General features: G+C 47.4%; 24 protein-coding genes and 1 pseudogene. 19 read left to right on the top strand and 6 right to left on the bottom strand.

Annotation, left to right across the window (positions count from 1 at the left end; all coding sequences use genetic code 11):
* Window positions 1-289: 289 nt before the first annotated feature.
* From P0H77_RS18350 to P0H77_RS18315, 8 genes and pseudogenes are all read left to right on the top strand, one after another.
* Complete coding sequence (locus P0H77_RS18350) at window positions 290-1,486, top strand: MFS transporter (RefSeq protein ID WP_276158677.1); 1,197 nt, start codon at window positions 290-292, stop codon at window positions 1,484-1,486.
* Complete coding sequence (locus tag P0H77_RS18345; protein WP_276158676.1) at window positions 1,461-2,210, top strand: ferritin-like domain-containing protein; 750 nt, start codon at window positions 1,461-1,463, stop codon at window positions 2,208-2,210. The genes P0H77_RS18350 and P0H77_RS18345 overlap by 26 nt, the downstream gene beginning before the upstream one ends.
* On the top strand, window positions 2,211-2,813 hold the full coding sequence (locus P0H77_RS18340) for a hypothetical protein (protein ID WP_276158675.1): 603 nt from the start codon (window positions 2,211-2,213) through the stop codon (window positions 2,811-2,813).
* Entirely contained in the window at window positions 2,806-3,099 is a 294-nt protein-coding gene (locus tag P0H77_RS18335) for a pyrimidine/purine nucleoside phosphorylase (RefSeq protein ID WP_276158674.1), read from the top strand. The genes P0H77_RS18340 and P0H77_RS18335 overlap by 8 nt, the downstream gene beginning before the upstream one ends.
* On the top strand, window positions 3,092-4,099 hold the full coding sequence (locus tag P0H77_RS18330) for a Gfo/Idh/MocA family oxidoreductase (protein WP_276158673.1): 1,008 nt from the start codon (window positions 3,092-3,094) through the stop codon (window positions 4,097-4,099). Before P0H77_RS18335 ends, P0H77_RS18330 begins: the two co-directional genes overlap by 8 nt.
* A gap of 24 nt (window positions 4,100-4,123) precedes the next feature.
* Window positions 4,124-5,137 (top strand): sterol desaturase family protein, encoded by a 1,014-nt coding sequence (locus P0H77_RS18325; RefSeq protein WP_081764435.1) that lies wholly within the window; start codon window positions 4,124-4,126, stop codon window positions 5,135-5,137.
* A 608-nt stretch (window positions 5,138-5,745) separates the two neighbouring features.
* A protein-coding gene (locus P0H77_RS18320; RefSeq protein WP_087464944.1) for an IS3 family transposase occupies window positions 5,746-6,893 on the top strand; the annotation gives its coding sequence in 2 pieces (ribosomal slippage) (window positions 5,746-5,995 and window positions 5,995-6,893; 1,149 coding nt in all).
* Between the two features lie 18 nt (window positions 6,894-6,911).
* Window positions 6,912-7,589: pseudogene (locus tag P0H77_RS18315) on the top strand (TOPRIM nucleotidyl transferase/hydrolase domain-containing protein); the annotation flags it as partial.
* 166 nt (window positions 7,590-7,755) lie between these two features.
* On the opposite strand, the gene P0H77_RS18310 reads toward P0H77_RS18315, so the two are convergent.
* From P0H77_RS18310 to silR, 4 genes are all read right to left on the bottom strand, one after another.
* Entirely contained in the window at window positions 7,756-8,106 is a 351-nt protein-coding gene (locus P0H77_RS18310) for a DUF305 domain-containing protein (protein WP_006785879.1), read from the bottom strand.
* A gap of 148 nt (window positions 8,107-8,254) precedes the next feature.
* A complete protein-coding gene (silE, locus tag P0H77_RS18305) occupies window positions 8,255-8,686 on the bottom strand; it encodes a silver-binding protein SilE (protein WP_006785880.1) in 432 nt (143 codons plus the stop codon).
* Window positions 8,687-8,935: 249 nt separating this feature from the next.
* Window positions 8,936-10,411: a copper/silver sensor histidine kinase SilS gene (gene silS / locus P0H77_RS18300; protein ID WP_000555738.1), complete on the bottom strand. Its 1,476-nt coding sequence runs from the start codon at window positions 10,409-10,411 to the stop codon at window positions 8,936-8,938.
* Window positions 10,404-11,084 (bottom strand): copper/silver response regulator transcription factor SilR, encoded by a 681-nt coding sequence (gene silR, locus P0H77_RS18295; RefSeq protein ID WP_000697968.1) that lies wholly within the window; start codon window positions 11,082-11,084, stop codon window positions 10,404-10,406. The genes silS and silR overlap by 8 nt, the downstream gene beginning before the upstream one ends.
* Before the next feature lie 189 nt (window positions 11,085-11,273).
* Here silR and silC point away from each other — a divergent pair, with 189 nt between their 5' ends.
* The 7 genes from silC (at window position 11,274) to P0H77_RS18260 (ending at window position 20,938) form a co-directional block, all read left to right on the top strand.
* Window positions 11,274-12,659 (top strand): Cu(+)/Ag(+) efflux RND transporter outer membrane channel SilC, encoded by a 1,386-nt coding sequence (gene silC, locus P0H77_RS18290; protein WP_000475503.1) that lies wholly within the window; start codon window positions 11,274-11,276, stop codon window positions 12,657-12,659.
* A gap of 28 nt (window positions 12,660-12,687) precedes the next feature.
* Window positions 12,688-13,041 (top strand): cation efflux system protein CusF, encoded by a 354-nt coding sequence (cusF, locus tag P0H77_RS18285; RefSeq protein WP_001246153.1) that lies wholly within the window; start codon window positions 12,688-12,690, stop codon window positions 13,039-13,041.
* Window positions 13,042-13,154: 113 nt separating this feature from the next.
* A complete protein-coding gene (gene silB / locus P0H77_RS18280) occupies window positions 13,155-14,447 on the top strand; it encodes a Cu(+)/Ag(+) efflux RND transporter periplasmic adaptor subunit SilB (RefSeq protein ID WP_001485328.1) in 1,293 nt (430 codons plus the stop codon).
* 10 nt (window positions 14,448-14,457) lie between these two features.
* On the top strand, window positions 14,458-17,604 hold the full coding sequence (silA, locus tag P0H77_RS18275; RefSeq protein WP_000574021.1) for a Cu(+)/Ag(+) efflux RND transporter permease subunit SilA: 3,147 nt from the start codon (window positions 14,458-14,460) through the stop codon (window positions 17,602-17,604).
* Window positions 17,605-17,690: 86 nt separating this feature from the next.
* A complete protein-coding gene (locus P0H77_RS18270) occupies window positions 17,691-18,131 on the top strand; it encodes a DUF411 domain-containing protein (RefSeq protein ID WP_002436620.1) in 441 nt (146 codons plus the stop codon).
* A 97-nt stretch (window positions 18,132-18,228) separates the two neighbouring features.
* Complete coding sequence (gene silP, locus P0H77_RS18265) at window positions 18,229-20,700, top strand: Ag(+)-translocating P-type ATPase SilP (RefSeq protein ID WP_129244003.1); 2,472 nt, start codon at window positions 18,229-18,231, stop codon at window positions 20,698-20,700.
* 40 nt (window positions 20,701-20,740) lie between these two features.
* The gene (locus P0H77_RS18260) at window positions 20,741-20,938 is read left to right on the top strand and encodes a DUF2933 domain-containing protein (protein ID WP_000843497.1); all 198 of its coding nucleotides are present in this window, start codon (window positions 20,741-20,743) and stop codon (window positions 20,936-20,938) included.
* A 33-nt stretch (window positions 20,939-20,971) separates the two neighbouring features.
* Here P0H77_RS18260 and P0H77_RS18255 read toward each other — a convergent pair whose 3' ends face one another.
* Both P0H77_RS18255 and P0H77_RS18250 read right to left on the bottom strand, forming a co-directional pair.
* Entirely contained in the window at window positions 20,972-21,709 is a 738-nt protein-coding gene (locus tag P0H77_RS18255) for a peptidoglycan DD-metalloendopeptidase family protein (RefSeq protein ID WP_004118669.1), read from the bottom strand.
* Between the two features lie 288 nt (window positions 21,710-21,997).
* Window positions 21,998-22,447 (bottom strand): copper resistance protein, encoded by a 450-nt coding sequence (locus P0H77_RS18250; protein ID WP_001023257.1) that lies wholly within the window; start codon window positions 22,445-22,447, stop codon window positions 21,998-22,000.
* A gap of 233 nt (window positions 22,448-22,680) precedes the next feature.
* On the opposite strand from P0H77_RS18250, the gene pcoA reads away from it, so the two are divergent.
* Genes pcoA through pcoD form a run of 4 tightly spaced genes read left to right on the top strand, consistent with a single transcriptional unit; the run spans window position 22,681 to window position 26,748 of the window.
* Entirely contained in the window at window positions 22,681-24,498 is a 1,818-nt protein-coding gene (gene pcoA / locus P0H77_RS18245; RefSeq protein WP_000925242.1) for a multicopper oxidase PcoA, read from the top strand.
* 5 nt (window positions 24,499-24,503) lie between these two features.
* Window positions 24,504-25,394: a copper resistance outer membrane transporter PcoB gene (pcoB, locus tag P0H77_RS18240; protein WP_006785895.1), complete on the top strand. Its 891-nt coding sequence runs from the start codon at window positions 24,504-24,506 to the stop codon at window positions 25,392-25,394.
* Window positions 25,395-25,433: 39 nt separating this feature from the next.
* Window positions 25,434-25,814, top strand: a complete 381-nt coding sequence (gene pcoC, locus P0H77_RS18235; protein WP_000025662.1) for a copper resistance system metallochaperone PcoC — start codon at window positions 25,434-25,436, stop codon at window positions 25,812-25,814.
* A 55-nt stretch (window positions 25,815-25,869) separates the two neighbouring features.
* Window positions 25,870-26,748, top strand: coding sequence for a copper resistance inner membrane protein PcoD (pcoD, locus tag P0H77_RS18230; RefSeq protein ID WP_229692861.1), 879 nt, complete (start codon window positions 25,870-25,872; stop codon window positions 26,746-26,748).
* The last annotated feature ends 11 nt before the right edge of the window (window positions 26,749-26,759 follow it).

The raw sequence follows: 26,759 nt of genomic DNA, 5'->3' as shown, positions 1-26,759 counted from the left end.
AATCTTAATCCCTTGCAGTTTATGTGGATTTAAATGTTTGTTTTTTAAGCAAATTATATATTAAATTTTTTACTTAAGATTTACATTTGAATAACAAATTGCAAATTTTATATTTACATCTTTTTATGTGTGTTGTTATGTTTAAATTCCCTGCAGGTAGTCCAATTCAATGAACCACTTTGATGAAGGAGGATTTATGGATTATCAACCGCTGGCAGTTTAATTAAAGAAAAGAACAGGCATAAGGGATATCCTTATGCCTGTTTACCCGCATCGTAAGGAACTAATTATGCTGAAATACATTAGTATCGGGGCTAACGAGCTTGATACTTATCTTGATTATGCGCTGCTGAGTATTGTGGCAATTTATCTTTATGAGGCAACGCCTAGTGAAATGGGGCTGCTCGGAGCATGCTTCGCTTTGCCATTCCTTTTTTCAAGTAGTTTCTTCGGTAAATTACTTGATAACGGACAGACTCATCAATGGCGGTCTTTTTTTTTCATAGTAAACAGTTTTGTGACCCCTGTTTTTGTTCTAACTGGGAGTGTTTATGGACTGCTTGCTATAGCATTTATTAAAACAACCGTTCGTTGTGGATTGAGCATATCGAATGTGAAACTTAACGAAAATGACGACGAATCTAAAAGGTTCTATGAGATCTATGGATATCTTATCAATTTTAGTCGCATACTGGTTCCGGTCGCGGTAGTGGCCTTGTATAACTCTTTCGGTTTATGGGAAGTAATTTTATTTTCGTCATCTCTAAATGTTTCAAGCCTGATATGTGAACTTGTATCACTTAGGTTAAATAAAAAAGAAGAACATACTGGGGAAAAGAAAAATGTATATGAGGAAAAAAAATTCTCCTTTGCAGCATCGATGAAGAAAAACAAAAACCTTTTTTATCTAGTTTCTGGTTACACCATAGCGAATTTTGCGTTTTTTTTAAGCAATGATATGTTAGGTTTGTTTTTTAAAAACATCGGTGAGAACGAAAATAGTATCGGATTAATAATTTCTCTACTTGGAATAGGTGGGGTTATTGGTACGAAGTTTGCCTCACTATTGAATAAAAAACTTACATCCGTAGTGATATTGACAACATCGGTCATGATTAACACATTCTCCTTTGCGATTTTCGGTTTTGTGAGTGGAGACATGGTATCTGTATATGTTTACTACGGATGTATCATCCTGATCGGTATTTCATCTGGTGTGACTTTTTTTTCTATACGTTATGGCGTTCGGGAGATCATTGGTTTTAAAAATGTAGGTAAGGCCACTGGCACAATACAGATGATATCTTCCGTAGTAGCAATCACTATGCCCCTTGTCGGTGGGTATATTGCGAACGTTCTTTCACTTGAAATAACTTTCAGGATAACAAGTATAATTCTTTTAGCTCTTCTTTTAGTTATGTCATTAAATATCTATTCATCTAAACTGAGGATAAATACGAATGAACAACCAACCAAAAATGAGTGAAATAAATTTTCTTGAAGATAAGCATTATGCATTATACCAAAAAGGGAAGACGAAACAGACCTGGGATATTGGGCTTGATTGGGGAAAGGCTGTCAACGACGATTTTCCTGATGATCTGAAAGAAGACGCTGTCACAGTGGCCAGTTTATCCTCCCACGTCGAACTCATCGGAATGGAGAATGCAGCTGAACTGATGCTTCAGGCGACTGATTTTTCACTGAAGATAGGTCTTGCTCAGGCAGTAAATGACGAAGCAAGACATGCTGAATTATTCTCACGCTATGCCATATTAGCCAATGGTTATATACTTGATTTGTCCAAAACACGTGAGCTTTATCTTGATCACTTTCATAAACTAAACACTTTTGATGAAACATTCTTGAGCCATGTTTTCCTAGAAAATGGTGCACTTGAACAGTTTAATCTTTTTATTCACGCTTTTGGTGAAGGTAGCTTAATTGGGAAAATCTACAAAGGCGCAATGAATGATGAGGCAAGACATGTCCAGCTTGGTATAAATTATTTCCGACAACTAATTAAGAGTAAGCCCGCTAAAAAGGAAATGGTTCATGATCATTTAACGACTTTTAAAAAAATTCTTCACGTTAACCCAGATGGTATAGCCTGGCTTTCTAAAATAAGTCGAATCCCCGGAGAAATCATTGAAAGTCGCGTTCAGGCCAGACACGATAATTTCATTAATAAAATTATGGAGGACAAATAAATGTTTTCTGGAGTCAAAATTTTGCCCTCAGTCATAACCGAACGTGAGGTGGACATCTTTTATCATTATCTTGGGATTTCAGAAAACCTGAAACATCTTAAAGGCAATACAGATAGTAAAGATGCACATATGTACTATGCGGTACCTTATGGAGAGGCTTTACTAAGTTATTATTGTGATGAAATGTCCTCTCATGTAGGTGAAACTGTTTATCCAAGTTATTCTTTTCTCTGGAACTATAAGAAAGGATATGTTTTACCGAAACACAAAGACAGAAATTCTGTCGATTACATTATATCGATTGGTATACATCCCCGAGAAATGAATGAATGGAGTATTTATGTTGATGGAAGAGCTTATAACATGAATCGTGGGGATGGTCTTGTTCTTGACGGGAAAAAATTAGAGCACTGGCGTGAGGCCTGCCCATATGATAACAGGCTTCAGCTTATTCTGTGCTATACAAGAAGTCTAGGCTTACGATTCGATAAGAGAGAGCATCTTGGTTTCGATCCTGTTCCAGAGGTTATAACAAGCCCTCTCAGGACTAAGCTGGATGTTGATGATCCATACATTAAAAGGTTGGTAAAAGATTATGTCTGAATCATTTGAATTTGACAGTACACATATTTTCTTTGACGGAAAGGTAGTACTGCGTGATTTTTATCAAAATAGAACTAAAGTCACTATGGGATTTATGGCTGCTGGGGAATTCAAATGGCTTGCTGAAAAAAAAGAGCGTTTTAATATTTTGAGCGGAGCTGCTTGTTTTATCATTGGTAATGATGTCTTACCCGCCCTTCCAAATAGTGAAATTATTATTCCGGAAGGTACTGTTTTCATTGTTAAAGTATCAGAGCCTATAGATTACAGGTGTTATTATGGTTAAGTTAGGAATTGTCGGGACTGGCATGATGGCTGGTATCATTGCCGAAAGTTGTTCAGAGGCGGGAGTTAAGTTACATTCTATTCTGTCAAGATCGGCTGCATCATCTGAAAAATTCTGTCTCAAATTCGGCATCAGCCGTAACAAAGGGTTTACTCTTAGAGAAGATTTTTTTTCTGATGATGAGCTGGACGTCGTCTATATTGCTACACCGACATCTGAGAAAGAGAACCTGCTGAAGTTATGTCTCGAATTCAATAAACATGCATTGATTGAAAAACCTTTCCCATCCACCGAGTCCATGCAGACTCTGCTGGATAAAGCCAGTTCCAGGCATCTGGTATGGATAGATGCTACGCATTACATTCATACTCTCTGGTATAAGAAGCTTGATGATCTATTGAATGAATATGTTGGAAGTGTAAACAAAATCCATGCAAGTTTTTCATGGCCTGATAAAAACATAGGTCAGATAAAATACGATCCCATGCTCGAGCCGTACGGGGTGGCAGGTGACCTCGGCTGGTATCCGTTAAGGATAATCAGCAAATTCATCCCATGCGGTAATATCAACAAAATACATTCTCTCCTGTTGCGTGACGGCAATAATGTTATCGTCGATATGAGCGCCATTGGTAACACTGATACCGGTATTGTTTTTATGGCCAATGCTTCATATACGGATTTTGTTGTTCAACAGAAATGTGAGATCTCCGGCTCTAAAGGGCGATTGATCATTAACGATTTCGTTATGCCTTACAGCGGCTCCTTTGTGTATGGAACTCTGCTGCAAGATATGCGGGTACAGGTCGAGTGGGGCATGAAGCCTTTAATTGATAAAAAGGAAATAATTATTAACATCCGGGAAAAACAACATATCAGCATGTTAAAATATCTTGCCGAATTTATAGACAATCCTGAGCACCCTCAACTTAAGCTGCTACAGTCAGAGTGTATGAGAACGATGGAACTCATTCGTGCAATTGAAAATTCACACTTCTGAGACATTTATATAGGTCTAAAAAGTATGGCTAAAAACTTCATGATTTGGATGTATGAAAATTTTATTATTCCTCTTTATGATCGCGCCAGTGTTTTTTTTAAACCCTCAGATGGTCTTTTTATTGGCTATCTCGTTTCGGCCCTGATAATAGCAGTTCTTTTTTACGCTTACTCATCGCGTAGCGCTAACCTTCTGTCTGCCCTAAAAGCGGTTATTGGTGCTCATAGTTTTAGTTCCAGGTCAGTAAAAGATGACCTGAAGCTCTTTATCTTTGATAAGATATTTTTAGGATTTATCTATAGTTTTGTTATCGGCGCTGCTTTTTTATTTCGCGGGGAAGTGATCCATTTTCTTTCATATATTGGAATGCCTACTCAGAAATATTCTCCTGGGATTTTCCTGAGTATAATTCTTACGTTATTATCTTTGTTGGTCTTTGATTTTGCGGTTTTCCTTGAACACTATCTTTCCCATAAAGTATTGTTTTTATGGGAATTCCATAAAATACATCACATTGCGGAAGAGCTGAATCCCCTGACTGCATATCGCTCTCACCCGGTAAATCAATGCTGCTTTATTCTGATGGTGAGTTTATTCTCTGGTACTTACTCCGGTATTGTAGGTTACTTTTTTGATTCTTCCCATGCTTACATATTATTTGCGGGACAGAATGTATTTATGTTCATTCTTCTTTTTCTTGGACTCAATCTTCAGCATTCAAGAATTTTTCTGCGCTACCCTAAAGTTATCAGAAGCATATTTATTAGCCCTGCATATCACCAATTGCACCACAGTAGTGACAAAAAACACTTTGATATAAACTTTGGATTTATTTTTGCATTCTGGGATAAAATATTCAAAACCCAGCTACAACCTTCCCACGAAAAAAACTTAACTTTCGGAGTTAATGGTGAAAAATATGAAAATTATGCTGGTATAAAAAATTCCTACATCACGCCTTTCAAAAAGGCTTTTTTCAGAATTAAGCGAAAAATGATGAAAAAAAGCGTTGTAGGGTCGAGAACCCAGTCTGACTAGCAAATTTTTAGTAGAAATTAAAATGATTGTGGGTTAAGTTCTTGTTTTTTCTTTTATTTAGTAGCAGAGTTTGAAGGCCAAAGGTACAAAAGCATAACGTTACAGTGTGTTTTTCAATGGTAATATGTTTATGTATATCAGGCTATTATTTGACTAAATTACGTTTCCCCAACCACTTTCCTAAGTTGAAGGAAAATATTAAAAAGCCCCTCCGGCGGTAGCGTTAAAATAGTTACATCCCAATCAGTATCATTTGAATGGTAACTTATTCATATTCTACCAATAAATAGGGTGGTCTTTAACAGGTATACCCATTTGATACCCAGGTTGACATAATCACTATTTGCTCTGAAAATAGACAGGCTTACTTGTTGCTACATGCAACCAGCTAATGCTCCGGCAGTCTGAGAGGAGCGCCTTCGGGTGACTGCCAGCCAACGTTTTACCGGTCTGAGAGAAACACCTTCGGGTGACCGGAAAATCCTCGCAGCCTGAGAGAGGATACCTTCGGGTGGTAAATCCGTTTAACCTCTGGAAACGGATATTGAATCGCCATGGGTTTAACAGACACCTCAGAGTCATTTAAGATGGCTTAAAGAGAGGTGCCCATGAGCGGTAAGCGTTATCCCGAAGAGTTTAAAACTGAAGCAGTCAAACAGGTTGTTGATCGCGGTTATTCTGTTGCCAGCGTTGCAACACGTCTCGATATCACCACCCACAGCCTTTATGCCTGGATAAAGAAGTACGGTCCGGATTCTTCCACTAATAAAGAACAGTCAGATGCTCAGGCCGAGATCCGCCGTCTCCAGAAAGAGCTGAAACGGGTTACCGACGAACGGGACATATTAAAAAAAGCTGCGGCGTACTTCGCAAAGCTGTCCGACTGAGGTACGCCTTTATCCGTGACAACTCCTGTTGCTGGCCTGTTCGCCTGCTCTGTCGGGTGCTGGATGTTCATCCCAGTGGTTTTTACGCCTGGCTTCAGCAGCCGCATTCACAACGCCATCAGGCAGACCTGAGACTGACAGGACAGATTAAACAGTTCTGGCTGGAATTGGGATGCGTCTATGGTTATCGCAAAATCCATCTGGATCTGCGTGACAGCGGGCAACAGTGCGGAGTAAACAGAGTCTGGAGACTGATGAAACGTGTCGGAATAAAGGCTCAGGTCGGATACCGAAGCCCGCGGGCACGTAAAGGCGAGGCCAGTATCGTGTCACCCAACAGGCTCCAGCGACAGTTCAATCCGGATGCTCCTGATGAGCGTTGGGTAACGGACATAACCTACATCAGGACCCACGAAGGCTGGCTGTATCTTGCCGTTGTTGTTGATCTGTTCTCACGCAAAATTATCGGCTGGTCCATGCAATCCCGGATGACAAAGGACATTGTCCTGAACGCACTGCTGATGGCTGTATGGCGGCGTAATCCCGAAAAACAGGTGCTGGTTCATTCGGATCAGGGCAGTCAGTACACAAGCCATGAGTGGCAGTCGTTCCTGAAATCACACGGCCTGGAGGGTAGCATGAGCCGTCGCGGTAACTGCCATGATAATGCGGTTGCAGAAAGTTTTTTCCAGTTGTTGAAACGTGAACGGATAAAGAAAAAGATCTACGGAACGCGAGAAGAAGCCCGCAGTGATATTTTTGATTACATCGAAATGTTTTATAACAGTAAGCGTCGGCATGGTTCTAGCGAACAGATGTCACCGACAGAATATGAAAAACAGTATTATCAACGGCTCGGAAGTGTCTAGATTATCCGTGGCGATTCAGTACGTTATGTCACCAGAAATGAGACAGGTGAACCCGTTGTAAAAATGCCGGATGACGATGTGCTGAAGGAAGCAACTGAAAGCCTGGGGGTGTTGCCAGAGACTGGTATGGAAAGGGCTAAAGGCATTGTTCTGGTAGAAGGAAAGTCGGATGTCACTTTCCTGAGGCATGCGGCCAGTTCATTTAAACAATCAGGTGTGCTGCCAGCCTCTCTTGAGGACGTGAAAATTGTGCCAGTCCTCATAGGAGGATGCGGGAGCGTCAAACACTGGGTTACCTTAAATCTGGCCAACGATCTGGGGCTTCCCTGGTGCGTATTTCTGGACTCCGATATTGGGGGAGACCCTGCACAGGTTCTGTCCATTCAGAAACGTAAAAAAGAAGTGGAGGAAGCCGGTAAGGTATTCTTCGCCACGCGCAAACGTGAAATAGAGAACTATCTCTGCCCGGATCTGATCGAAGAAATTACCGGTGTAGCAGTCACGTTTACGGACACCTGTGACGCTAAAAAAATAATCGGCCGGGCTGTGGGAATGAAACCCGATAATGTGCTTGATAAATTCTGGCCCCAGATGACAGCGGAAAGAATAATCTCAAGATCAACCTATCATGACGGAACGCAGGAAAGAATTGAACTGATTGAGATCCTGAGCGACATTATTTCCATGACGAGATAATGTGTTAAAATAATCGCAGCTGCATATATTCCGGTCCACAGCAAAGGACCGGAGTATAGAATATAAAAAACCCGAAATTAATCGGGTTTTAATTATTTAACGTTTAACAGGATCCCGTGCCCGGGAGTGATTTAAAATTACGCTTATCATGGCGTTTTTGCAATCTTTATTTTTGACTGCCAAGCCATTTATTCATCTGCTCGATTTCACCTTTCTGAGCTTTAATGATGTCCTGCGCAAGCTTTCTCATTTCGGGATCTTTTCCGTATTTAAGCTCGGTCTCAGCCATTGCTATTGCTCCTTCATGGTGTGCGATCATACCTTTTGCAAAGGCCTTATCGGGATCGGGCTCATTAACGGCGGCCATCATTTTTTCATGCATGTCTTTCATGCCAGCCATATATTCCTGTGACGATGCCGATGAGTGCATATCTGACATTTTCATTTCCGAATGTTCGGCAGAAATTGCTGGCAGGGATAACATTAATATAACAAAAAGGGTGTTTTTGATTTTCATTTAATAAATCCTTTTCAGGTAGGTACCGGTTAATTGTAGCTGAGTCATATAAAAAAGCCCCCTGATGGGGGCAAAAATGTCACAACATATCCGGTTAAGGAATAATCTATCAAGGAAAGGGTAAAAAGCACGGATACTACAGTCGCATTCAGCCTACATTGATCATGCGGCGGTGCGCTTCGGCCATGGCCTGATGTGGGCCGGACTGACCGTTATTCATGAATTCATGGGCAACCGCTGCTCTTTCATGCTCATCCATCGCCGCGTAAGACGTTGAAGGGACGGTCGTGGATACTGTGTTATTTCCCATCATCTTCTGATGACTTTCCACCATTTTCTGGTGCGCATCTGCCGATCCGTTCGTCATGGTTTCATGAGCAATAATGGCCTGTTCATGCTGGTCCATACCGGTCATACGGGGAGCAGTCCCCTGGATCCCGACAGGAGCCGCAGCAGACTGCATCTGGTGAGCAGGGGCCTGTGCATTGTTGACGCGCTCATGGATATTCACGGTTTCAGTGGCCCAGGCCGAAGAAATTAAACCAAAGCCCAGCAAAGATGCTAATACGATATTTTTCATGATAACTCTCCATTTCTCAATTAATGATGTCCGGGGAAGTACAACCGGTGTTTTCAGTTTCATAACTTAAACAGGTTCGGCAGTTCTTATTTCTCCGGGAGATGGCTGGATATTCATTCCTGGCGTACTCTGACGCCGGGTATTGATGAAGCAATCCAGCCTTCCTGATAAGTTGCACTAATTATATCGAATGGCTTCTGTTTGCTGCATGACAGGCTAATGACATCTTTGTCATTTAAATCTTTATTCTCAGTGTTGGGGATCCGGAATCATTTTCTCCAGTCTGGGTACGGATAAAATAAAACGTGTCGAGCGTATATCCGATTCCACATGCACTCTTCCGTGATGTGCTTCCACGATTGACTTCACAATCGCAAGACCGATGCCGCTGCCTTCTCCTTTTCGTTGTCTGGACGGATCCACCCGATAAAAACGGTCAAACAGCCTTGATAAATGCTCTTCAGGGATTGGTTTCCCCGGATTTTCAATCACAAGGTCAAAAAAGCTCCCCTGTTTTCTTATTGAGACGGTGATTGCCTGTCCCTCAGGGGTATAACGCAGGGCATTGGATAACAGATTATTGATCGCTCTTCTAAACATTTGTGGATCTCCCTCGACCAGACAGGGCATCCCGTTAAATTTGAGCGTGATATTGCGTTCTTCGGCCCAGGCTTCGAAAAACTCGAAGACTTTCATGACTTCCGCTCTGAGGTCAAACATGACCCTGTCAGGTATCAGCTGATTATTATCTGCCTGTGCCAGGAACAGCATATCGCTGACCATTTTGGTCATCCGGTTATACTCTTCAAGACTGGAATAGAGGACATCCTCAAGTTCCCTCTGTGTTCGATCCTGACTCAGTGCGATTTCAGTCTGCGTCACCAGATTGGTGATGGGCGTTCTGATCTCATGCGCGATATCGGCAGAGAAATTGGCCTGGCGGGTAAAGACATCCTCAATCTTTCCAATCATATGATTGAACGAGATAACCAGTTGCTCCAGCTCAATGGGAACGCGTGTCGGTTCCAGTCGCGCATCAAGATTCTCGGAGGTGATGTTTTTAATGGCATTGCTGACATTACGAAGGGGCAGGTGCCCCTGACGGACAGCGATTCGAATGATCAGAACAATCAACAGGCTTATCACGACGGCAATCGCAATCAGGTTCTTTTTCAGCGCATCGAGGTAATGGAGATGGAAATTAATGGATAGGCCAGTCAGCATGACATAGTTCTGCTGTTTGCCCTGAAATATCGCCTGACCAGAGGAGGCGATAATCCTGTATGTTTCCATCTTCATTTCGGACCCGGTATCCATCGGTCCCGCAGGATCCTCCACCGTCCAGAGAAAGACATCCCGTGCGCGGCTGTGCTCGCTAAAATCTGCTGAATTCACTGCCGGGCGTAGTGCCGCCCCCTGAGCTGAGCTAAAGAGCACTTCACCCCTGGGATTGAGGAGCAAAAGGGCAACGTTGCGGTAGCTGGCAATTGATTCCTTTATTTTGCTTATTTTTTTATCATCCGGATCCACCGGGGACTGCAGTATACGGTTCAGTGTGGTGCTGATTTGTTGAAGATCGCTGACATCCTGCTCGGCAAAATGATTTTCAACAGAATGCAGCATAAACCAGGTGAAGGCGATAAAAGCCAGTATCGTGGACAGGCTGATAAAAAAGGTCAGCCGCAGAGCGAGTGAGAAAGGGCGTCTGGAAGGTTTGCTATGCATCCGGGACCTCCAGCATGTAGCCCACGCCCCGGACTGTCTGGATCAGCTTTGTCTCGTAATCGTTGTCTATTTTAGCGCGGAGTCGCTTTACTGCGACATCGATCGCATTAGTGTCGCTGTCAAAATTCATGTCCCAGACCTGAGAGGCAATCAGGGAGCGGGGAAGAACCTCTCCCTGATGGCGAATGAAGAATTCCAGCAGGCTGAACTCTTTACTGGTGAGCACAATGCGGTTTCCGGCGCGACTGACTTTTCTGGATACGAGATCAATCGAGAGGTCAGCCACCTTAAACTGGCTTTCCGTGATCATCGTGTTTCCCCGCCTCAGAAGGGTTCTCACCCGGGCGAGCAGTTCGGCAAACGCAAAGGGTTTAACCAGATAATCGTCCGCACCCAGTTCCAGTCCTTTGACCCTATGTTCGATCGTGCCGAGGGCTGTCAGCAGTAAGACCGGCATACCCTTTCCGGCAGTGCGCAGCATGCGGATGATATCCCAGCCGTTCACATCAGGTAGCATGATATCCAGAATGACTAAATCATACTCGGCTGTCATGGCGAGATGATATCCGGTAAGACCATTATCAGCGTGATCCACTACGAACCCTGCCTCTGTAAGCCCTTTGCTGAGATATTCACCTGTTTTAATTTCGTCTTCGACGATCAATATTTTCATCTTGCTCCCCGGCTGGCTGCTAATGTCATTCTATTGCGCCCACGATCGTTATCAACGGATTACAGCAAAAATGACAACATTGTCATTATCCTGTCACTCGGCAAACAGAGAGCGTTAGGTAAAGTACCCCTATCAATACTCTGGACTTCATTTGAACCATTTACCAGGTCTGCCTGGACGAGAAGCGTTATGTTCAAATTAAAATTACTCAGCATTAGCACGATATTCATCCTGGCAGGCTGCGTGTCGCTTGCGCCTGAATATCAGCGGCCCGCAGCACCGGTACCCCAGCAGTTTTCACTGTCCCATAACAGCCTGACGCCAGCGGTAAATGGCTATCAGGATACGGGCTGGCGTAACTTTTTTGTCGATCCCCAGGTTACCCGGTTGATCGGTGAAGCTCTGACTAATAACCGTGATTTGAGAATGGCTGCCCTGAAGGTTGAAGAGGCCCGAGCCCAGTTCAACGTCACGGATGCAGATCGTTACCCCCAGCTGAATGCCTCATCCGGGATAACATACAGCGGTGGTCTGAAAGGTGACAAGCCGACCACACAGGAGTACGACGCGAGACTGGAGCTCAGCTATGAGCTCGATTTTTTCGGCAAACTTAAGAACATGAGTGATGCTGACCGCCAGAACTACTTTGCCAGCGAAGAAGCCCGTCGGGCCGTACACATCCTGCTGGTCTCCAACGTTTCACAGAGCTATTTCAGCCAGCAACTGGCGTACGAACAACTCCGTATTGCGCGGGAAACGCTGAAAAATTATGAACAGTCCTATGCTTTCGTTGAGCAACAGCTCGTGACCGGGAGTACGAACGTTCTGGCACTTGAACAGGCGAGAGGACAAATCGAAAGTACCCGCGCCGAAATAGCCAAACGAGAAGGCGATCTGGCTCAGGCAAACAATGCCCTGCAACTGGTGCTGGGAACGTACCGCGCACTTCCGTCAGAAAAAGGGATGAAAGGCGGGGAGATCGCACCAGTAAAATTGCCACCAAATCTATCTTCACAAATTTTGCTGCAGCGACCGGATATTATGGAAGCGGAATATCAGCTGAAAGCGGCTGATGCCAATATTGGCGCAGCGCGAGCGGCCTTTTTCCCCTCCATTACCCTGACCAGTGGTCTTTCCGCAAGCAGTACGGAGCTGTCAAGCCTGTTTACGTCAGGAAGTGGAATGTGGAATTTTATCCCTAAAATTGAAATTCCTATTTTTAATGCTGGCAGGAATAAAGCCAATCTGAAGCTGGCTGAAATTCGCCAGCAACAATCGGTGGTTAATTACGAACAAAAAATTCAGTCAGCCTTTAAGGATGTTTCCGACACGCTTGCGCTGCGCGACAGCCTTAGCCAGCAACTTGAGTCACAGCAGCGTTATCTTGATTCACTTCAGATAACTCTCCAGCGTGCCAGAGGATTATATGCAAGTGGTGCTGTCAGTTACATCGAAGTGCTGGATGCAGAACGTTCCCTCTTCGCTACGCAGCAAACCATTCTCGATCTTACCTATTCCCGACAGGTTAACGAAATTAATCTGTTTACCGCGCTGGGTGGCGGTTGGGTAGAGTAAATTTATTTAATTAATCAGGAAATTAAAAATGCGTAATTCACTTAAAGCCGTTTTATTTGGTGCCTTCTCTGTCATGTTTTCTGCCGGTCTTCATGCTGAAACACATCAGCATGGCGATATGAATGCTGCCAGTGATGCTTCGGTACAGCAGGTTATCAAGGGCACCGGTGTCGTTAAAGACATTGATATGAATAGTAAAAAGATTACCATTTCGCACGAAGCAATCCCTGCTGTGGGCTGGCCTGCAATGACCATGCGCTTCACTTTTGTTAATGCAGACGACGCTATCAATGCCCTGAAAACCGGCAACCATGTCGATTTCTCGTTTATTCAGCAGGGCAATATCTCCTTACTCAAAAGCATTAACGTTACGCAATCCTGATTATCAGTCCGGAGCGAATACATCCAGTGCGCCTGAACATTCATTAAGGGATTACTGTGAATGAATGATCGGGCGCATATGCCAGGTGTTTTGATTTTTCAGCGAGAAATTGTATGGCTTCTTTAAAGATAAAATATGCTGCAATAATTATCAGCAGCCTCATAGCAGGAGGGCTGATATCGGTTACTGCCTGGCAGTATGTAAACTCATCACAAAAAACAGTACAAACCGAACAAAAGGCACCGGAGCGAAAGGTACTTTTCTGGTATGACCCGATGAAACCGGATACCAAATTTGATAAACCCGGAAAATCTCCCTTTATGGATATGGACCTGGTGCCAAAATATGCTGATGAAAGCGGCGATAAAAGCAGTGGCGGGATCCGTATCGATCCAACGCAGGTTCAGAATCTGGGATTAAAAACGCAAAAAGTCACGCGAGGAATGCTGAATTATTCTCAGACAATCCCGGCTAATGTCAGTTACAACGAGTATCAGTTTGTCATTGTGCAGGCGCGCTCTGACGGTTTCGTCGAAAAAGTGTATCCCCTGACGATTGGCGATCATGTGAAGAAAGGCACTCCGCTTATCGATATCACCATTCCTGAATGGGTTGAGGCACAAAGTGAGTTCCTGCTGTTATCCGGTACAGGCGGTACGTCAACCCAGATAAAAGGGGTTCTGGAGCGACTTCGTCTAGCTGGTATGCCGGAAGAGGATATTCAAAGGCTGCGTTCAACCCGCACAATCCAGACCCGTTTTACCATTAAAGCACCTATTGATGGTGTCATTACTGCGTTTGACCTGCGCACCGGAATGAATATTTCGAAAGATAAAGTAGTGGCTCAGATTCAGGGGATGGACCCGGTCTGGATCAGCGCTGCAGTGCCAGAATCTATCGCATATCTGCTGAAAGATACGTCGCAGTTTGAAATTTCGGTACCGGCTTATCCGGATAAAACATTCCATGTCGAAAAATGGAACATTCTTCCCAGCGTGGATCAGACAACCCGTACGCTTCAGGTCCGTCTCCAGGTTTCTAATAAGGATGAGTTTCTCAAGCCGGGCATGAATGCCTATCTGAAACTGAATACCAAGAGCCAGGAGATGCTGCTGATACCAAGCCAGGCCGTTATCGATACCGGCAAAGAACAGCGCGTGATTACTGTTGATGATGAAGGCAAGTTTGTGCCGAAACAGATCCACGTTCTGCATGAATCACAGCAACAGTCCGGCATTGGCTCCGGCCTGAATGAAGGCGATACCGTGGTGGTCAGTGGCCTGTTCCTCATTGACTCCGAAGCCAATATTACGGGCGCGCTGGAACGTATGCGCCACCCTGAAAAAACAGAAAACAGTATGCCAGCAATGTCTGAGCAGCCTGTAAATATGCATTCAGGGCACTGAGGAGACGACGATGATTGAATGGATTATCCGGCGCTCTGTCGCCAACCGTTTCCTGGTCATGATGGGCGCACTGTTTCTCAGCATCTGGGGCACATGGACGATAATTAACACGCCGGTCGATGCGCTGCCTGACCTGTCAGATGTGCAGGTCATTATTAAAACCAGCTATCCCGGACAGGCCCCGCAGATTGTAGAAAACCAGGTCACCTATCCGCTTACCACCACCATGCTGTCCGTACCTGGCGCAAAAACCGTGCGTGGCTTTTCACAGTTCGGTGATTCGTATGTGTATGTCATTTTTGAAGACGGCACCGATCTGTACTGGGCCCGTTCGCGCGTGCTGGAATACCTGAATCAGGTTCAGGGCAAACTGCCTGCGGGTGTGAGCTCTGAAATCGGCCCGGACGCCACGGGAGTGGGCTGGATATTTGAATATGCCCTTGTCGATCGCAACGGAAAACACGACCTTTCAGAACTGCGCTCTCTGCAGGACTGGTTCCTGAAATTTGAGCTGAAAACCATCCCGAACGTGGCTGAGGTCGCTTCGGTTGGCGGCGTGGTGAAACAGTACCAGATTCAGGTCAATCCGGTAAAACTGTCCCAGTACGGTATCAGCCTGCCCGAAGTGAAACAGGCACTTGAATCGTCTAACCAGGAGGCCGGTGGCTCATCCGTTGAAATGGCCGAAGCGGAGTATATGGTCCGTGCCAGCGGTTATCTTCAGAGCATTGATGATTTTAATAACATCGTCCTGAAAACAGGTGAGAACGGCGTGCCGGTTTATCTGCGGGATGTTGCCCGCGTGCAGACCGGGCCCGAAATGAGGCGTGGTATTGCCGAGCTGAACGGCCAGGGAGAAGTCGCTGGCGGCGTGGTGATCCTGCGGTCGGGTAAAAATGCGCGCGACGTTATCACGGCAGTGAGGGATAAACTGGAGACGCTGAAGGCCAGCCTGCCGGAAGGCGTTGAAATCGTGACCACCTACGATCGCAGCCAGTTAATCGACCGGGCGATTGATAACCTCAGTTCCAAACTTCTGGAAGAGTTTATCGTGGTGGCCATCGTCTGTGCTCTGTTCCTGTGGCACGTACGTTCTGCCCTGGTGGCGATTATCTCTCTGCCGCTTGGCCTGTGTATCGCCTTTATCGTCATGCACTTCCAGGGACTGAACGCCAATATCATGTCGCTGGGAGGGATAGCGATTGCCGTCGGTGCGATGGTGGATGCCGCCATTGTGATGATTGAAAATGCGCACAAACGGCTTGAGGAGTGGGATCATCAGCATCCGGGTGAGCAGATTGACAACGCCACCCGCTGGAAGGTGATTACCGACGCCTCCGTGGAAGTGGGACCCGCGTTGTTCATTAGCCTGCTGATCATCACCCTGTCCTTTATTCCTATCTTTACCCTGGAAGGGCAGGAAGGTCGTCTGTTTGGCCCGCTGGCATTCACGAAAACGTACTCCATGGCGGGAGCGGCCGCACTGGCCATCATCGTCATTCCTATTCTGATGGGATTCTGGATCCGGGGGAAAATTCCTGCCGAGACAAGTAACCCCCTGAACCGGGTGCTGATCAAAGCGTATCATCCTTTGCTGCTGCGGGTCCTCCACTGGCCAAAAACAACCCTGCTGGTTGCGGCCTTGTCCATTTTCACGGTTATCTGGCCACTGAGTCAGGTGGGCGGTGAATTTCTGCCGAAGATTAACGAGGGCGATCTGCTGTATATGCCGTCGACCTTGCCTGGCGTCTCTCCGGCAGAAGCTGCAGCGCTCCTGCAGACAACAGACAAGTTAATCAAAAGCGTTCCTGAAGTGGCTTCTGTATTTGGCAAGACCGGTAAAGCAGAGACCGCAACGGATTCCGCGCCGCTCGAAATGGTGGAAACCACGATCCAGCTCAAACCTGAGGATCAGTGGCGTCCCGGCATGACAATTGACAAGATTATTGATGAACTCGACAGGACAGTCCGTTTACCGGGTCTGGCAAACCTCTGGGTGCCGCCTATCCGTAACCGTATTGATATGCTCTCAACCGGGATCAAAAGCCCGATAGGTATCAAAGTGTCCGGGACTGTTCTGTCCGATATCGACGCGACGGCGCAGAGTATCGAGGCGGTAGCCAAAACCGTGCCTGGCGTGGTGTCTGTCCTGGCTGAGCGACTTGAGGGCGGGCGCTACATCGATATCGATATCAACCGGGAGAAAGCCTCCCGCTACGGGATGACGGTAGGTGATGTCCAGCTGTTCGTCTCTTCAGCAATCGGAGGTGCTATGGTGGGTGAGACGGTTGAAGGGGTGGCCCGGTACCCTATTAACATTCGCTACCCGCAGGATTACCGGAACAGTCCGCAGGCGCTGAAACAGATGCCGATCCTGACCCCGATGAAGCAGCAGATCACGCTGGGCGATGTCGCGGATATTAACGTCGTTTCTGGACCAACCATGCTGAAAACCGAAAATGCCCGGCCAGCCAGCTGGATTTATGTTGATGCCCGCGGCAGGGACATGGTGTCGGTGGTTAACGACATTAAGACGGCCATCAGCGAGAAAGTGAAACTGAGACCGGGAACCAGTGTGGCATTCTCCGGACAGTTTGAACTGCTTGAGCATGCCAACAAGAAACTGAAGCTGATGGTGCCGATGACGGTGATGATCATTTTCATCCTGTTGTATCTGGCATTCCGCCGGGTTGACGAAGCCCTGCTGATCCTGATGAGCCTGCCGTTCGCCCTGGTTGGCGGAATATGGTTCCTGTACTGGCAGGGCTTCCATATGTCAGTGGCGACCGGAACCGGGTTTATCGCCCTGGCCGGGGTGGCAGCAGAGTTTGGCGTGGTCATGCTGATGTATCTGCGTCATGCCATTGAAGCGCACCCGGAATTGTCCCGTAAAGAGACGTTCACACCGGAAGGTCTTGATGAAGCCCTCTATCATGGTGCCGTACTGCGTGTCCGGCCGAAAGCCATGACCGTGGCGGTGATCATTGCGGGTCTGCTGCCAATACTCTGGGGAACCGGCGCAGGTTCAGAAGTCATGAGCCGTATTGCTGCGCCAATGATTGGTGGGATGATCACGGCTCCGCTGCTGTCCCTGTTCATTATTCCTGCCGCCTACAAATTAATCTGGCTGCGCAGACATAAAAAAAGCGTGTCATAACCCTGAAAGGGCGCCCCCAGTGGGCGTCCTTCTGCACTGATTCACCCTGACGTCAGGGTTTATATCGATAATATACAGAGGTGAGTATGAAAAAAGTGGTTCTAATGGCCCTGGCTCTCGGCCTGTCACTGCCTGCAATGGCGAGTGAAAAAGTCATTGATATGTACAAATCTGAAAACTGTGGCTGTTGTTCCCTGTGGGGCAAAGCGATGGAAAAAGACGGGTTCGAAGTGCGAACTCACGTCATGAATGATCAGGCGCTGTCAGCCCTGAAAGAAAAGCATGCTGTTCCTGCTGGACTACGAAGTTGTCATACCGCGGTTGTAGGTAATTTGATCATTGAAGGCCATGTGCCTGCGGCAACGATACATAAGGCCATGCAGTCTGGTTCGGGTATATACGGTCTCGCCACCCCCGGTATGCCAGCAGGAAGTCCGGGAATGGAGATGGGGGCCCGAAAAGAGGCTTACGATGTTATCGCATTCTCACCGGAGGGCAGTAAAAAAGTCTTCCAGCGAATCGAATAGTCAGCGGAACGGCTGATAACGGGACGCCGGCAGCAGGCACTCTTATGCCGGCGGCATTCGTGGTAATCGCATCCATGACATATCCTGAAGACAGAAAATGCTTCAGATATGCATAAGGAGAGTTACTGTGAAAAATGACAATGCAGTGGAACATAACAACCAGACTGCTTCTGAGCAGACATCATCCCCGGACGAGAGTCACGCATTGCATAAGGTGAGAGATCCCGTGTGCGGGATGGTCATCCTGCCTGACAAGGCGCACAGCAGCATTCGATACCAGGACCATCAGCTTTATTTCTGCTCCGCCAGCTGTGAGAGCAAATTTAAAGCCCATCCCGATCATTATTTTACCGAAGATGCCAGTGAACATCACCATCACCACGACCACCATGAAGTCAGCCCTGATAAGATAAAACAGTCTCACCGCCAGGCGGAGAAAGAGATTTCTGAAGGTGTGTGGACATGTCCGATGCATCCGGAGATACGCCGTAGTGGTCCCGGAAGCTGTCCTGTCTGTGGAATGGCACTGGAGCCGCTCGTAGCTACGGCATCCACGGGGACGAGTGATGAACTTCGCGACATGACAAGACGCTTCTGGCTGGGGTTGTTGCTGGCGTTTCCGGTTCTGATACTCGAAATGGGTTCTCATCTGTTTCCCGCTTTGAGGAATACAGTACCGCCACAGTACAACACATGGCTGCAGTTACTTCTGGCCTCTCCTGTCGTTTTGTGGTGTGGCTGGCCATTCTTCGCCCGGGCCGGAATGTCGTTACGTAACCGCTCCCTGAATATGTTTACCCTTGTTGCAATGGGGACCGGCGTAGCCTGGGTTTACAGCGTCATTGCAACCGTCTTCCCCTCCTGGTTTCCTGCATCGTTCAGAAACATGGATGGCCTGGTGGCCATTTATTTTGAAGCCGCAGCTGTTATTACGGTGCTTGTTCTGCTGGGACAGGTCCTTGAATTGCGGGCAAGGGAACAAACCTCAGGTGCCATTACTGCGCTTCTTAACCTTGCCCCCAAAACCGCCAGGCGGCTGGATCAAGACGGTCATGAAACGGATATTAATGCGGAAGATGTCCTGCCTGGCGATAAGCTCCGCATCAGACCTGGAGAGAGTATTCCGGTCGACGGTATCGTGGTCGAAGGCAAAACAACCGTTGATGAATCGATGGTGACCGGGGAATCTATGCCTGTTACCAAAACGGAGGGTGACCCTGTCATCGGGGGGACCATTAATCAGACAGGTAGTCTTATCATCCGTGCAGAGAAAGTCGGTGATGAAACGATGCTCTCACGAATTGTTCAGATGGTCGCTGATGCACAGCGTTCGCGGGCCCCCATCCAGAGAATGGCTGACAGCGTTTCAGGCTGGTTTGTTCCTCTGGTGATACTTATCGCGGTTGTTGCTTTCATGATCTGGTCTGTCTGGGGGCCCGAGCCCAGGATGGCGCACGGTCTCATTGCGGCTGTGTCGGTCCTGATTATTGCCTGTCCCTGCGCGCTGGGGCTGGCCACGCCGATGTCGATAATGGTGGGGGTGGGCAAAGGAGCCCAGGCCGGGGTGTTAATCAAGAATGCCGAAGCCCTTGAGCGTCTTGAAAAAGTGGACACGCTGGTTGTCGACAAAACAGGCACGCTCACGGAAGGTTCGCCGACGGTGACAGGGATTATCAGTCTCAATCCGGGTGGGGAAACATCTCTTTTGCGTGTAACGGCCGCAGTGGAAAAAGGCTCGCAGCATCCGCTGGGTATGGCAGTAGTTAAAGCAGCACAGGAAAAGGGGATCGCAATACCCGCAGTCACTCATTTCAATGCGCCGTCGGGTAAAGGTGTCTCAGGCGATGTCGAAGGTCAACGGGTTGTTATTGGTAATGAACTGGCTATGCAGGAAAACAGTATCGTTATTGATAATCAAAAGGCCGTTGCGGATACGTTGCGGATGGAAGGCGCTACCGTTATCTATGTGGCCACAGACGGGCACCTTGCAGGCCTGATAGCTATCTCGGATCCCGTGAAAGCAACCACGCCGGATGCGCTTAAAGCTTTGCGTCAGGCGGGGATCCGCATCGTTATGCTCACCGGGGATAACCAGCTTACCGCTGAAGCAGTCGCACGGAAACTGGGAATAGATGAGGTTGAAGCCGGGATTCTGCCGGATGGCAAAAAAGCAGTGATAACCCGACTGAAAGCGTCTGGCCATGTGGTTGCGATGGCCGGAGACGGTGTGAATGATGCCCCGGCGCTGGCAGCGGCTGACGTGGGTATAGCCATGGGAACGGGTACAGATGTGGCAATTGAAAGTGCCGGAGTCACCCTTCTCAAAGGCGACTTGATGATACTGAACAGGGCCCGTCATCTGTCAGAAATCACCATGAAAAATATCCGACAGAATCTGTTTTTTGCATTTATCTACAACGCACTTGGCGTGCCTGTGGCTGCAGGTCTGCTTTATCCTGTGTATGGAATACTGCTGTCGCCAGTTATTGCGGCGGCGGCCATGGCTCTTTCCTCCGTCAGCGTCATTGTGAATGCGTTGCGTCTGAAAAGTGTCAGGCTCGGGAAATAACACTGAGTGAAGGGGCTGTTACGAACAGAAGGAGTCCAGTATGAAAAGTACCACCTATGCGCTTATTGCTGTCGCCGCGATCGCGGCATTTGCCCTCCTGCGCGAACACTGGTCACATGTGGCAGGTTACTGGCCATATCTGTTATTGCTGGTCTGCCCGCTAATGCATCTTTTCCACGGCCACGGAGGGCATGGAGATCATCAACATCAAGGAAGTGAAAACGATAAAAAAAATTAATCCGGCAGACGGGGCCGCGTCGCGGCCCCGTTATCAGTCCAGGTATCGTTCGTAGTCTCTGGCATGCGCAAAGGCATGCTGTTCAAGTTTGTTATCAGCGGGTGCCGCTGCCCGGAACGCCAGTGAGTTAACAGGATTGTTATTGATGACCAGCTCGTAATGCAGATGAGGACCGGATGAACGTCCGCTGTTACCGGATAACGCAATAGCGTCTCCCCGGGTAACCCTGGCCCCTTTAGTAACGAGTATTTTATTGAGGTGGAGATAGCGAGTTTTAACACCGGCTTTTCCCGTTACTTCAACAAAATATCCCATGGTACTGTTGTATTCGGCCCGGGTGATTTTTCCGTCGATGACGCTGACTATTTTCGTGTTCATGGGCATGGAATAATCAATGCCATTATGGGGACTCACTTTTCCCGATACCGGGTTAAGTCTTGCAGGATTGAAAGGCGAACTGAGTCTTGCTGTGGCCGGTAACGGATAATCGAGACTGCCTTTCCCGGAAGTATCGGAAAGGTTATAGAACTTTTTATCTGATATACGATACGCCGTGTAATTAAATGAACCGGACGTAAATTTATAGGCCACGACACGTGATTTTCCCGCTTTCTTTTGCAGTACGAGTTTTAATGATTCATTTTTTTTCAAATGCCGCAGATTAAACCGGGAAGGCAAGGAGCGCTGAAGAGTAGCGATCTCGTTCGATTCCAGCCCCGAGCGGGTGGCTGAAAGGTAGGCATTTTCTTTTACGACATCGGTAGAATACATTTACTGGAATTCGCCGTTAGCATGAACACTGCGGCGTATGCTAGGGGTTTTCAGGAGGCGTGTCATCTGTCAGTTAATCGGGAGCACCGTTGATGGTCGTCATTTTTGTAACATATCTTGTTTCCCGTTTGCTCCTGAAGCTCTGGGAACTGTATGACCAGCCCGACGGTGATGATTAACGGGACTGAAACAGGTTACGGCAGAGCAATATGGGGCTCATGTCCTGCTACGTAACCCGTCAGTAAAGCCCTGCTGCGCACCTGACGCTAAGCACTAACCCGCCTGCAGTTACCTGGTCGAATACAGCCCGCGAAGCTTTCTTGCCTGCGTCTGATGTGCTTCCGCACCGGCATTATTGACCTGCTCATGCACGAGAGCGGCTTTTTCTCCGGCATTCAGTTCGTTAAAAGAAGAAGACGAGGTCTTTGAATTTGCATCACTGCCGGACAGCATTTTTTTATGTTCCTCAATCATTTTCTGATGCGCATAGGACGCGCTGTTGTTCATAAATGAATGAGCAACAATGGCCCTTTCATGTTCATTCATTTCAGAGAATGAGGGCGTGTTGTTTTTATTAACCCTGTCCGGTAAGTTTTCATGCGTCGAGGAATTCACATGACTGACGGCTGAGGCATTATTAACAAATCGATGTGCTTCATGGGCAATATCACTGGACTGAGCAAAAGCTGCCCCACAAAATAAAGCTGTAAACGCAGTGGTCGTGATTAATATATTCATGTGTAATTACCTTCTGAGGTACATAAAAGATGTCCTTATGATCATATATAAAAATAATCAACCTGTGGGGAAGATGACGTAAATGTAATACAGCTATGTACATTACACGATTGTAATGAATTTGTTTCTTAAGGTGTGCTAGATTCATTTCATTGTAGTGGATGAACCAGTAATTTAATTTAAATCGGTTCTCGAATTCTGTCAGTAACCATACTTTAAATAAGGGAATGCGCATGCTGTTGAAAACGTCTCGACGAACTTTCCTGAAGGGGTTAACCCTCTCTGGCGTAGCCGGAAGTCTTGGCGTATGGAGTTTCAATGCGCGTTCCAGTCTGAGCCTGCCAGTTGCCGCATCCCTGCAGGGTACTCAGTTTGACCTGACCATTGGTGAAACGGCCGTCAATATCACGGGCAGTGAGCGTCAGGCCAAAACAATCAATGGAGGCCTGCCGGGGCCCGTTCTTCGCTGGAAAGAAGGTGACACCATTACCCTGAAGGTCAAAAACCGTCTTAATGAACAGACGTCCATTCACTGGCACGGCATTATTCTTCCGGCCAATATGGATGGTGTTCCGGGGCTGAGTTTTATGGGCATAGAGCCTGATGATACCTACGTTTACACCTTTAAGGTTAAGCAGAACGGGACTTACTGGTACCACAGCCATTCCGGTCTGCAGGAACAGGAGGGGGTATACGGTGCCATTATCATCGATGCCAGGGAGCCAGAACCGTTTGCTTACGATCGTGAGCATGTGGTCATGTTGTCTGACTGGACCGATGAAAATCCTCACAGCCTGCTGAAAAAATTAAAAAAACAGTCGGATTACTACAATTTCAATAAACCAACCGTTGGCTCTTTTTTCCGCGACGTGAATACCAGGGGGCTGTCAGCCACCATTGCCGATCGGAAAATGTGGGCTGAAATGAAAATGAATCCGACTGACCTCGCGGATGTCAGTGGCTACACCTACACCTATCTCATGAACGGGCAGGCCCCGCTGAAAAACTGGACCGGACTGTTCCGTCCCGGTGAAAAGATACGCTTACGGTTTATCAACGGCTCGGCAATGACCTATTTCGATATCCGTATCCCCGGGCTGAAAATGACGGTCGTGGCTGCAGATGGCCAGTATGTAAACCCGGTTACCGTTGACGAATTCAGGATTGCCGTTGCCGAAACCTATGATGTCATTGTGGAGCCTCAGGGTGAGGCCTATACCATCTTCGCACAATCCATGGACAGGACCGGTTACGCTCGAGGGACACTGGCCACGAGAGAGGGGTTAAGTGCTGCCGTTCCCCCCCTCGATCCCCGTCCTCTGTTGACCATGGAAGACATGGGTATGGGGGGAATGGGACATGATATGGCAGGAATGGACCACAGCCAGATGGGAGGCATGGATAACAGCGGAGAGATGATGTCTATGGACGGTGCTGACCTTCCGGATAGCGGGACATCCTCCGCGCCCATGGATCACAGCAGCATGGCCGGTATGGATCATTCCCGGATGGCCGGAATGCCGGGTATGCAAAGTCATCCTGCGTCAGAAACGGATAACCCACTGGTTGATATGCAGGCGATGAGCGTCTCTCCGAAATTAAATGATCCGGGTATTGGTCTTCGAAATAACGGAAGAAAGGTTCTCACGTACGCGGATTTGAAAAGCCGCTTTGAGGATCCTGACGGACGTGAACCTGGCCGTACCATAGAACTGCATTTAACCGGCCACATGGAAAAGTTTGCCTGGTCATTTAACGGAATCAAGTTTTCAGATGCCGCACCGGTGCTGCTGAAATACGGTGAGCGGCTCAGGATCACGCTGATCAACGATACCATGATGACTCACCCCATTCACCTGCATGGTATGTGGAGCGATCTGGAAGATGAAAACGGTAATTTCATGGTTCGTAAACACACAATAGATGTTCCCCCTGGTACAAAACGCAGTTACAGAGTGACAGCAGATGCGCTTGGCCGCTGGGCGTATCACTGCCATTTGCTCTATCACATGGAAATGGGAATGTTTCGTGAAGTCCGGGTGGAGGAATGATGCGAATGAAGAGAAATTTGAAGGCCATACCTGTTCTGGTCGCCGGTTTGTTTACCTCACAGCTTTCTATTGCGGCGGGCTCCGTCTCTGCAGATCCCCACGCCGGGCACGACATGTCTGCCATGCAGATGCCAGCAGATGAGAATTTCACTGAGATGACGTCAATGGAGCCCATTGTAACTGAGAGCAGAACGCCAATTCCGCCTGTTACCGATGCCGACCGGAAGGCTGCATTCGGCAATTTACAGGGGCATGCGATTCACGACAGTGCGATTAATTATCTGGTTCTGCTGGATCAACTGGAATGGCAACGGTCGGATAACACCAACAATTTCAGCTGGAGTGTTAACAGCTGGATTGGAGGCGACACAGATCGGATTTGGCTAAAGAGTGAAGGTGAACGAAGCAATGGGGAAACGGAGGCGGCTGAAGCGCAGTTACTCTGGGGACATGCGGTTGGCCCATGGTGGGATTTGGTTGCGGGTGTCAGGCAGGATTTCAGACCTGCTTCTGCCCGGACCTGGGCTGCTGTCGGTTTTCAGGGGCTGGCACTCTATAATTTTGAGTCTGAAATTTCGGGTTTTGTCAGTAATGGCGGAAAAGCAGCCCTTCGTCTGGGAGGAGAATACGACGTTTTACTGACTAACCGGCTCATACTCCAGCCATCCTATGAGGTGAATTTCTACAGTCAGGATGATGAATCGCGGGGTCGCGGCAGGGGACTGACTGACACAGAGCTGGGGCTCCGGCTGCGCTATGAAATACGCCGTGAGTTTGCACCCTATATAGGCGTTTCCTGGAATCAACTTTACGGGAAAACATCCGATATGGCGAAAAGAGAAGGTGAGAAAGACCATCAGGTAGTATTCCTGGCGGGAGCCAGAATCTGGTTTTAACGCACTGATATAAAACACTCAACTAAACAGGTAAATAAAATGTCGATTTTAAATAAAGCCATTCTTACAGGTGGCCTCGTTATGGGCGTTGCTTTCTCTGCTATGGCCCATCCGGAATTAAAAAGCTCTGTGCCACAGGCTGATTCAGCCGTAGCGGCCCCGGAAAAGATTCAGCTTAATTTCTCGGAAAATCTGACCGTGAAATTCTCAGGTGCAAAATTAACGATGACGGGTATGAAAGGCATGTCATCACATTCTCCGATGCCGGTCGCGGCAAAAGTGGCGCCAGGCGCTGACCCTAAATCGATGGTCATTATTCCGCGAGAGCCTTTACCCGCTGGCACTTATCGTGTTGACTGGCGCGCGGTTTCTTCAGATACGCACCCTATTACCGGTAATTACACCTTTACAGTGAAGTAATATTATGAACGACCTGATTATGATTGTTATTCGTTTTCTTCTTTATCTGGATTTGATGGTAATATTTGGATTGCCATTTTTTCAGATATATGGAATAAGCGGTGTCAGACATGAAACCTATAACCTGACTAATTTCAGGTCGTTTATAACCTTTGCTGTTGTTACAGGCATCATTCTTACTGGCATTAATATGCTCCTGGTATCTAATGCCATGAGTGGAGTAACTGACCTCAGAGAATTATCCATCCATGTTATCGAGATGGTGATAGAAGAAACTGATGTGGGTATTAGCTGGATTGTCAGGCTCTGTGCCCTGTTTACCACACTCGGTGCTTTGTTCCTTTACACTAATAAGAGAGTATTGTCCTGCCTGCTGATGACGATGAGTGGGGGCGTGGCGCTGGCTACACTTGCCTGGGGAGGACACGCCGTTATGCATGACGGTCTGCATTACTATCTCCATTTACTGAGCGATCTGACCCATCTCGGCGCTGCAGGTGCCTGGACAGGTGCTCTGGTTGCATTTGCTATCCTGCTGATGCGCAGAAACGAGCATAATGCACAGAGCGTCATTGTGATATCTGACTCCCTGGCAAAATTTGCCACGGCAGGAACGGTGATTGTTGTAGCCCTGATCCTGAGTGCGCTGGTCAACTATCTGTATATTGCTGAGGGTAACTTAACTCCCTTATTCAACAGTTCCTGGGGGAGGATATTGCTTGCCAAGACGGCTCTGTTTGTTCTGATGCTTCTTCTGGCTGCAGCAAACCGGTTTCACCTGGGTCCCCGGCTTGAAGTTATGGTCAGGGAAGGGAATTATGATCGCAGCGTTGCCCTGATGCGAAACAGCATCCTGACAGAATTCGTTGTTGCGATTATCATTCTGGGCGCCGTAGCGTGGCTCGGAATGCTTGCTCCGTCTCAGGTCAGCTAGGGGACAGCCAA

It is taken from the genome of Superficieibacter sp. HKU1 (assembly GCF_029319185.1).
Taxonomy (GTDB): domain Bacteria; phylum Pseudomonadota; class Gammaproteobacteria; order Enterobacterales; family Enterobacteriaceae; genus Superficieibacter.
This window is presented reverse-complemented; position numbering and strand designations above follow the sequence as displayed.

Excerpts from the sequence above, each read along its gene's own strand:
- P0H77_RS18350 (WP_276158677.1), top strand. The coding sequence starts at position 290 with ATGCTGAAATACATTAGTATCGGGGCTAACGAGCTTGATACTTATCTT.
- P0H77_RS18345 (WP_276158676.1), top strand. The coding sequence starts at position 1,461 with ATGAACAACCAACCAAAAATGAGTGAAATAAATTTTCTTGAAGATAAG.
- P0H77_RS18340 (WP_276158675.1), top strand. The coding sequence starts at position 2,211 with ATGTTTTCTGGAGTCAAAATTTTGCCCTCAGTCATAACCGAACGTGAG.
- P0H77_RS18335 (WP_276158674.1), top strand. The coding sequence starts at position 2,806 with ATGTCTGAATCATTTGAATTTGACAGTACACATATTTTCTTTGACGGA.
- P0H77_RS18330 (WP_276158673.1), top strand. The coding sequence starts at position 3,092 with ATGGTTAAGTTAGGAATTGTCGGGACTGGCATGATGGCTGGTATCATT.
- P0H77_RS18325 (WP_081764435.1), top strand. The coding sequence starts at position 4,124 with ATGGCTAAAAACTTCATGATTTGGATGTATGAAAATTTTATTATTCCT.
- P0H77_RS18310 (WP_006785879.1), bottom strand. The coding sequence starts at position 8,106 with ATGAAAATCAAAAACACCCTTTTTGTTATATTAATGTTATCCCTGCCA.
- silE (WP_006785880.1), bottom strand. The coding sequence starts at position 8,686 with ATGAAAAATATCGTATTAGCATCTTTGCTGGGCTTTGGTTTAATTTCT.
- silS (WP_000555738.1), bottom strand. The coding sequence starts at position 10,411 with ATGCATAGCAAACCTTCCAGACGCCCTTTCTCACTCGCTCTGCGGCTG.
- silR (WP_000697968.1), bottom strand. The coding sequence starts at position 11,084 with ATGAAAATATTGATCGTCGAAGACGAAATTAAAACAGGTGAATATCTC.
- silC (WP_000475503.1), top strand. The coding sequence starts at position 11,274 with ATGTTCAAATTAAAATTACTCAGCATTAGCACGATATTCATCCTGGCA.
- cusF (WP_001246153.1), top strand. The coding sequence starts at position 12,688 with ATGCGTAATTCACTTAAAGCCGTTTTATTTGGTGCCTTCTCTGTCATG.
- silB (WP_001485328.1), top strand. The coding sequence starts at position 13,155 with ATGGCTTCTTTAAAGATAAAATATGCTGCAATAATTATCAGCAGCCTC.
- silA (WP_000574021.1), top strand. The coding sequence starts at position 14,458 with ATGATTGAATGGATTATCCGGCGCTCTGTCGCCAACCGTTTCCTGGTC.
- P0H77_RS18270 (WP_002436620.1), top strand. The coding sequence starts at position 17,691 with ATGAAAAAAGTGGTTCTAATGGCCCTGGCTCTCGGCCTGTCACTGCCT.
- silP (WP_129244003.1), top strand. The coding sequence starts at position 18,229 with ATGCTTCAGATATGCATAAGGAGAGTTACTGTGAAAAATGACAATGCA.
- P0H77_RS18260 (WP_000843497.1), top strand. The coding sequence starts at position 20,741 with ATGAAAAGTACCACCTATGCGCTTATTGCTGTCGCCGCGATCGCGGCA.
- P0H77_RS18255 (WP_004118669.1), bottom strand. The coding sequence starts at position 21,709 with ATGTATTCTACCGATGTCGTAAAAGAAAATGCCTACCTTTCAGCCACC.
- P0H77_RS18250 (WP_001023257.1), bottom strand. The coding sequence starts at position 22,447 with ATGAATATATTAATCACGACCACTGCGTTTACAGCTTTATTTTGTGGG.
- pcoA (WP_000925242.1), top strand. The coding sequence starts at position 22,681 with ATGCTGTTGAAAACGTCTCGACGAACTTTCCTGAAGGGGTTAACCCTC.
- pcoB (WP_006785895.1), top strand. The coding sequence starts at position 24,504 with ATGAAGAGAAATTTGAAGGCCATACCTGTTCTGGTCGCCGGTTTGTTT.
- pcoC (WP_000025662.1), top strand. The coding sequence starts at position 25,434 with ATGTCGATTTTAAATAAAGCCATTCTTACAGGTGGCCTCGTTATGGGC.
- pcoD (WP_229692861.1), top strand. The coding sequence starts at position 25,870 with ATGGTAATATTTGGATTGCCATTTTTTCAGATATATGGAATAAGCGGT.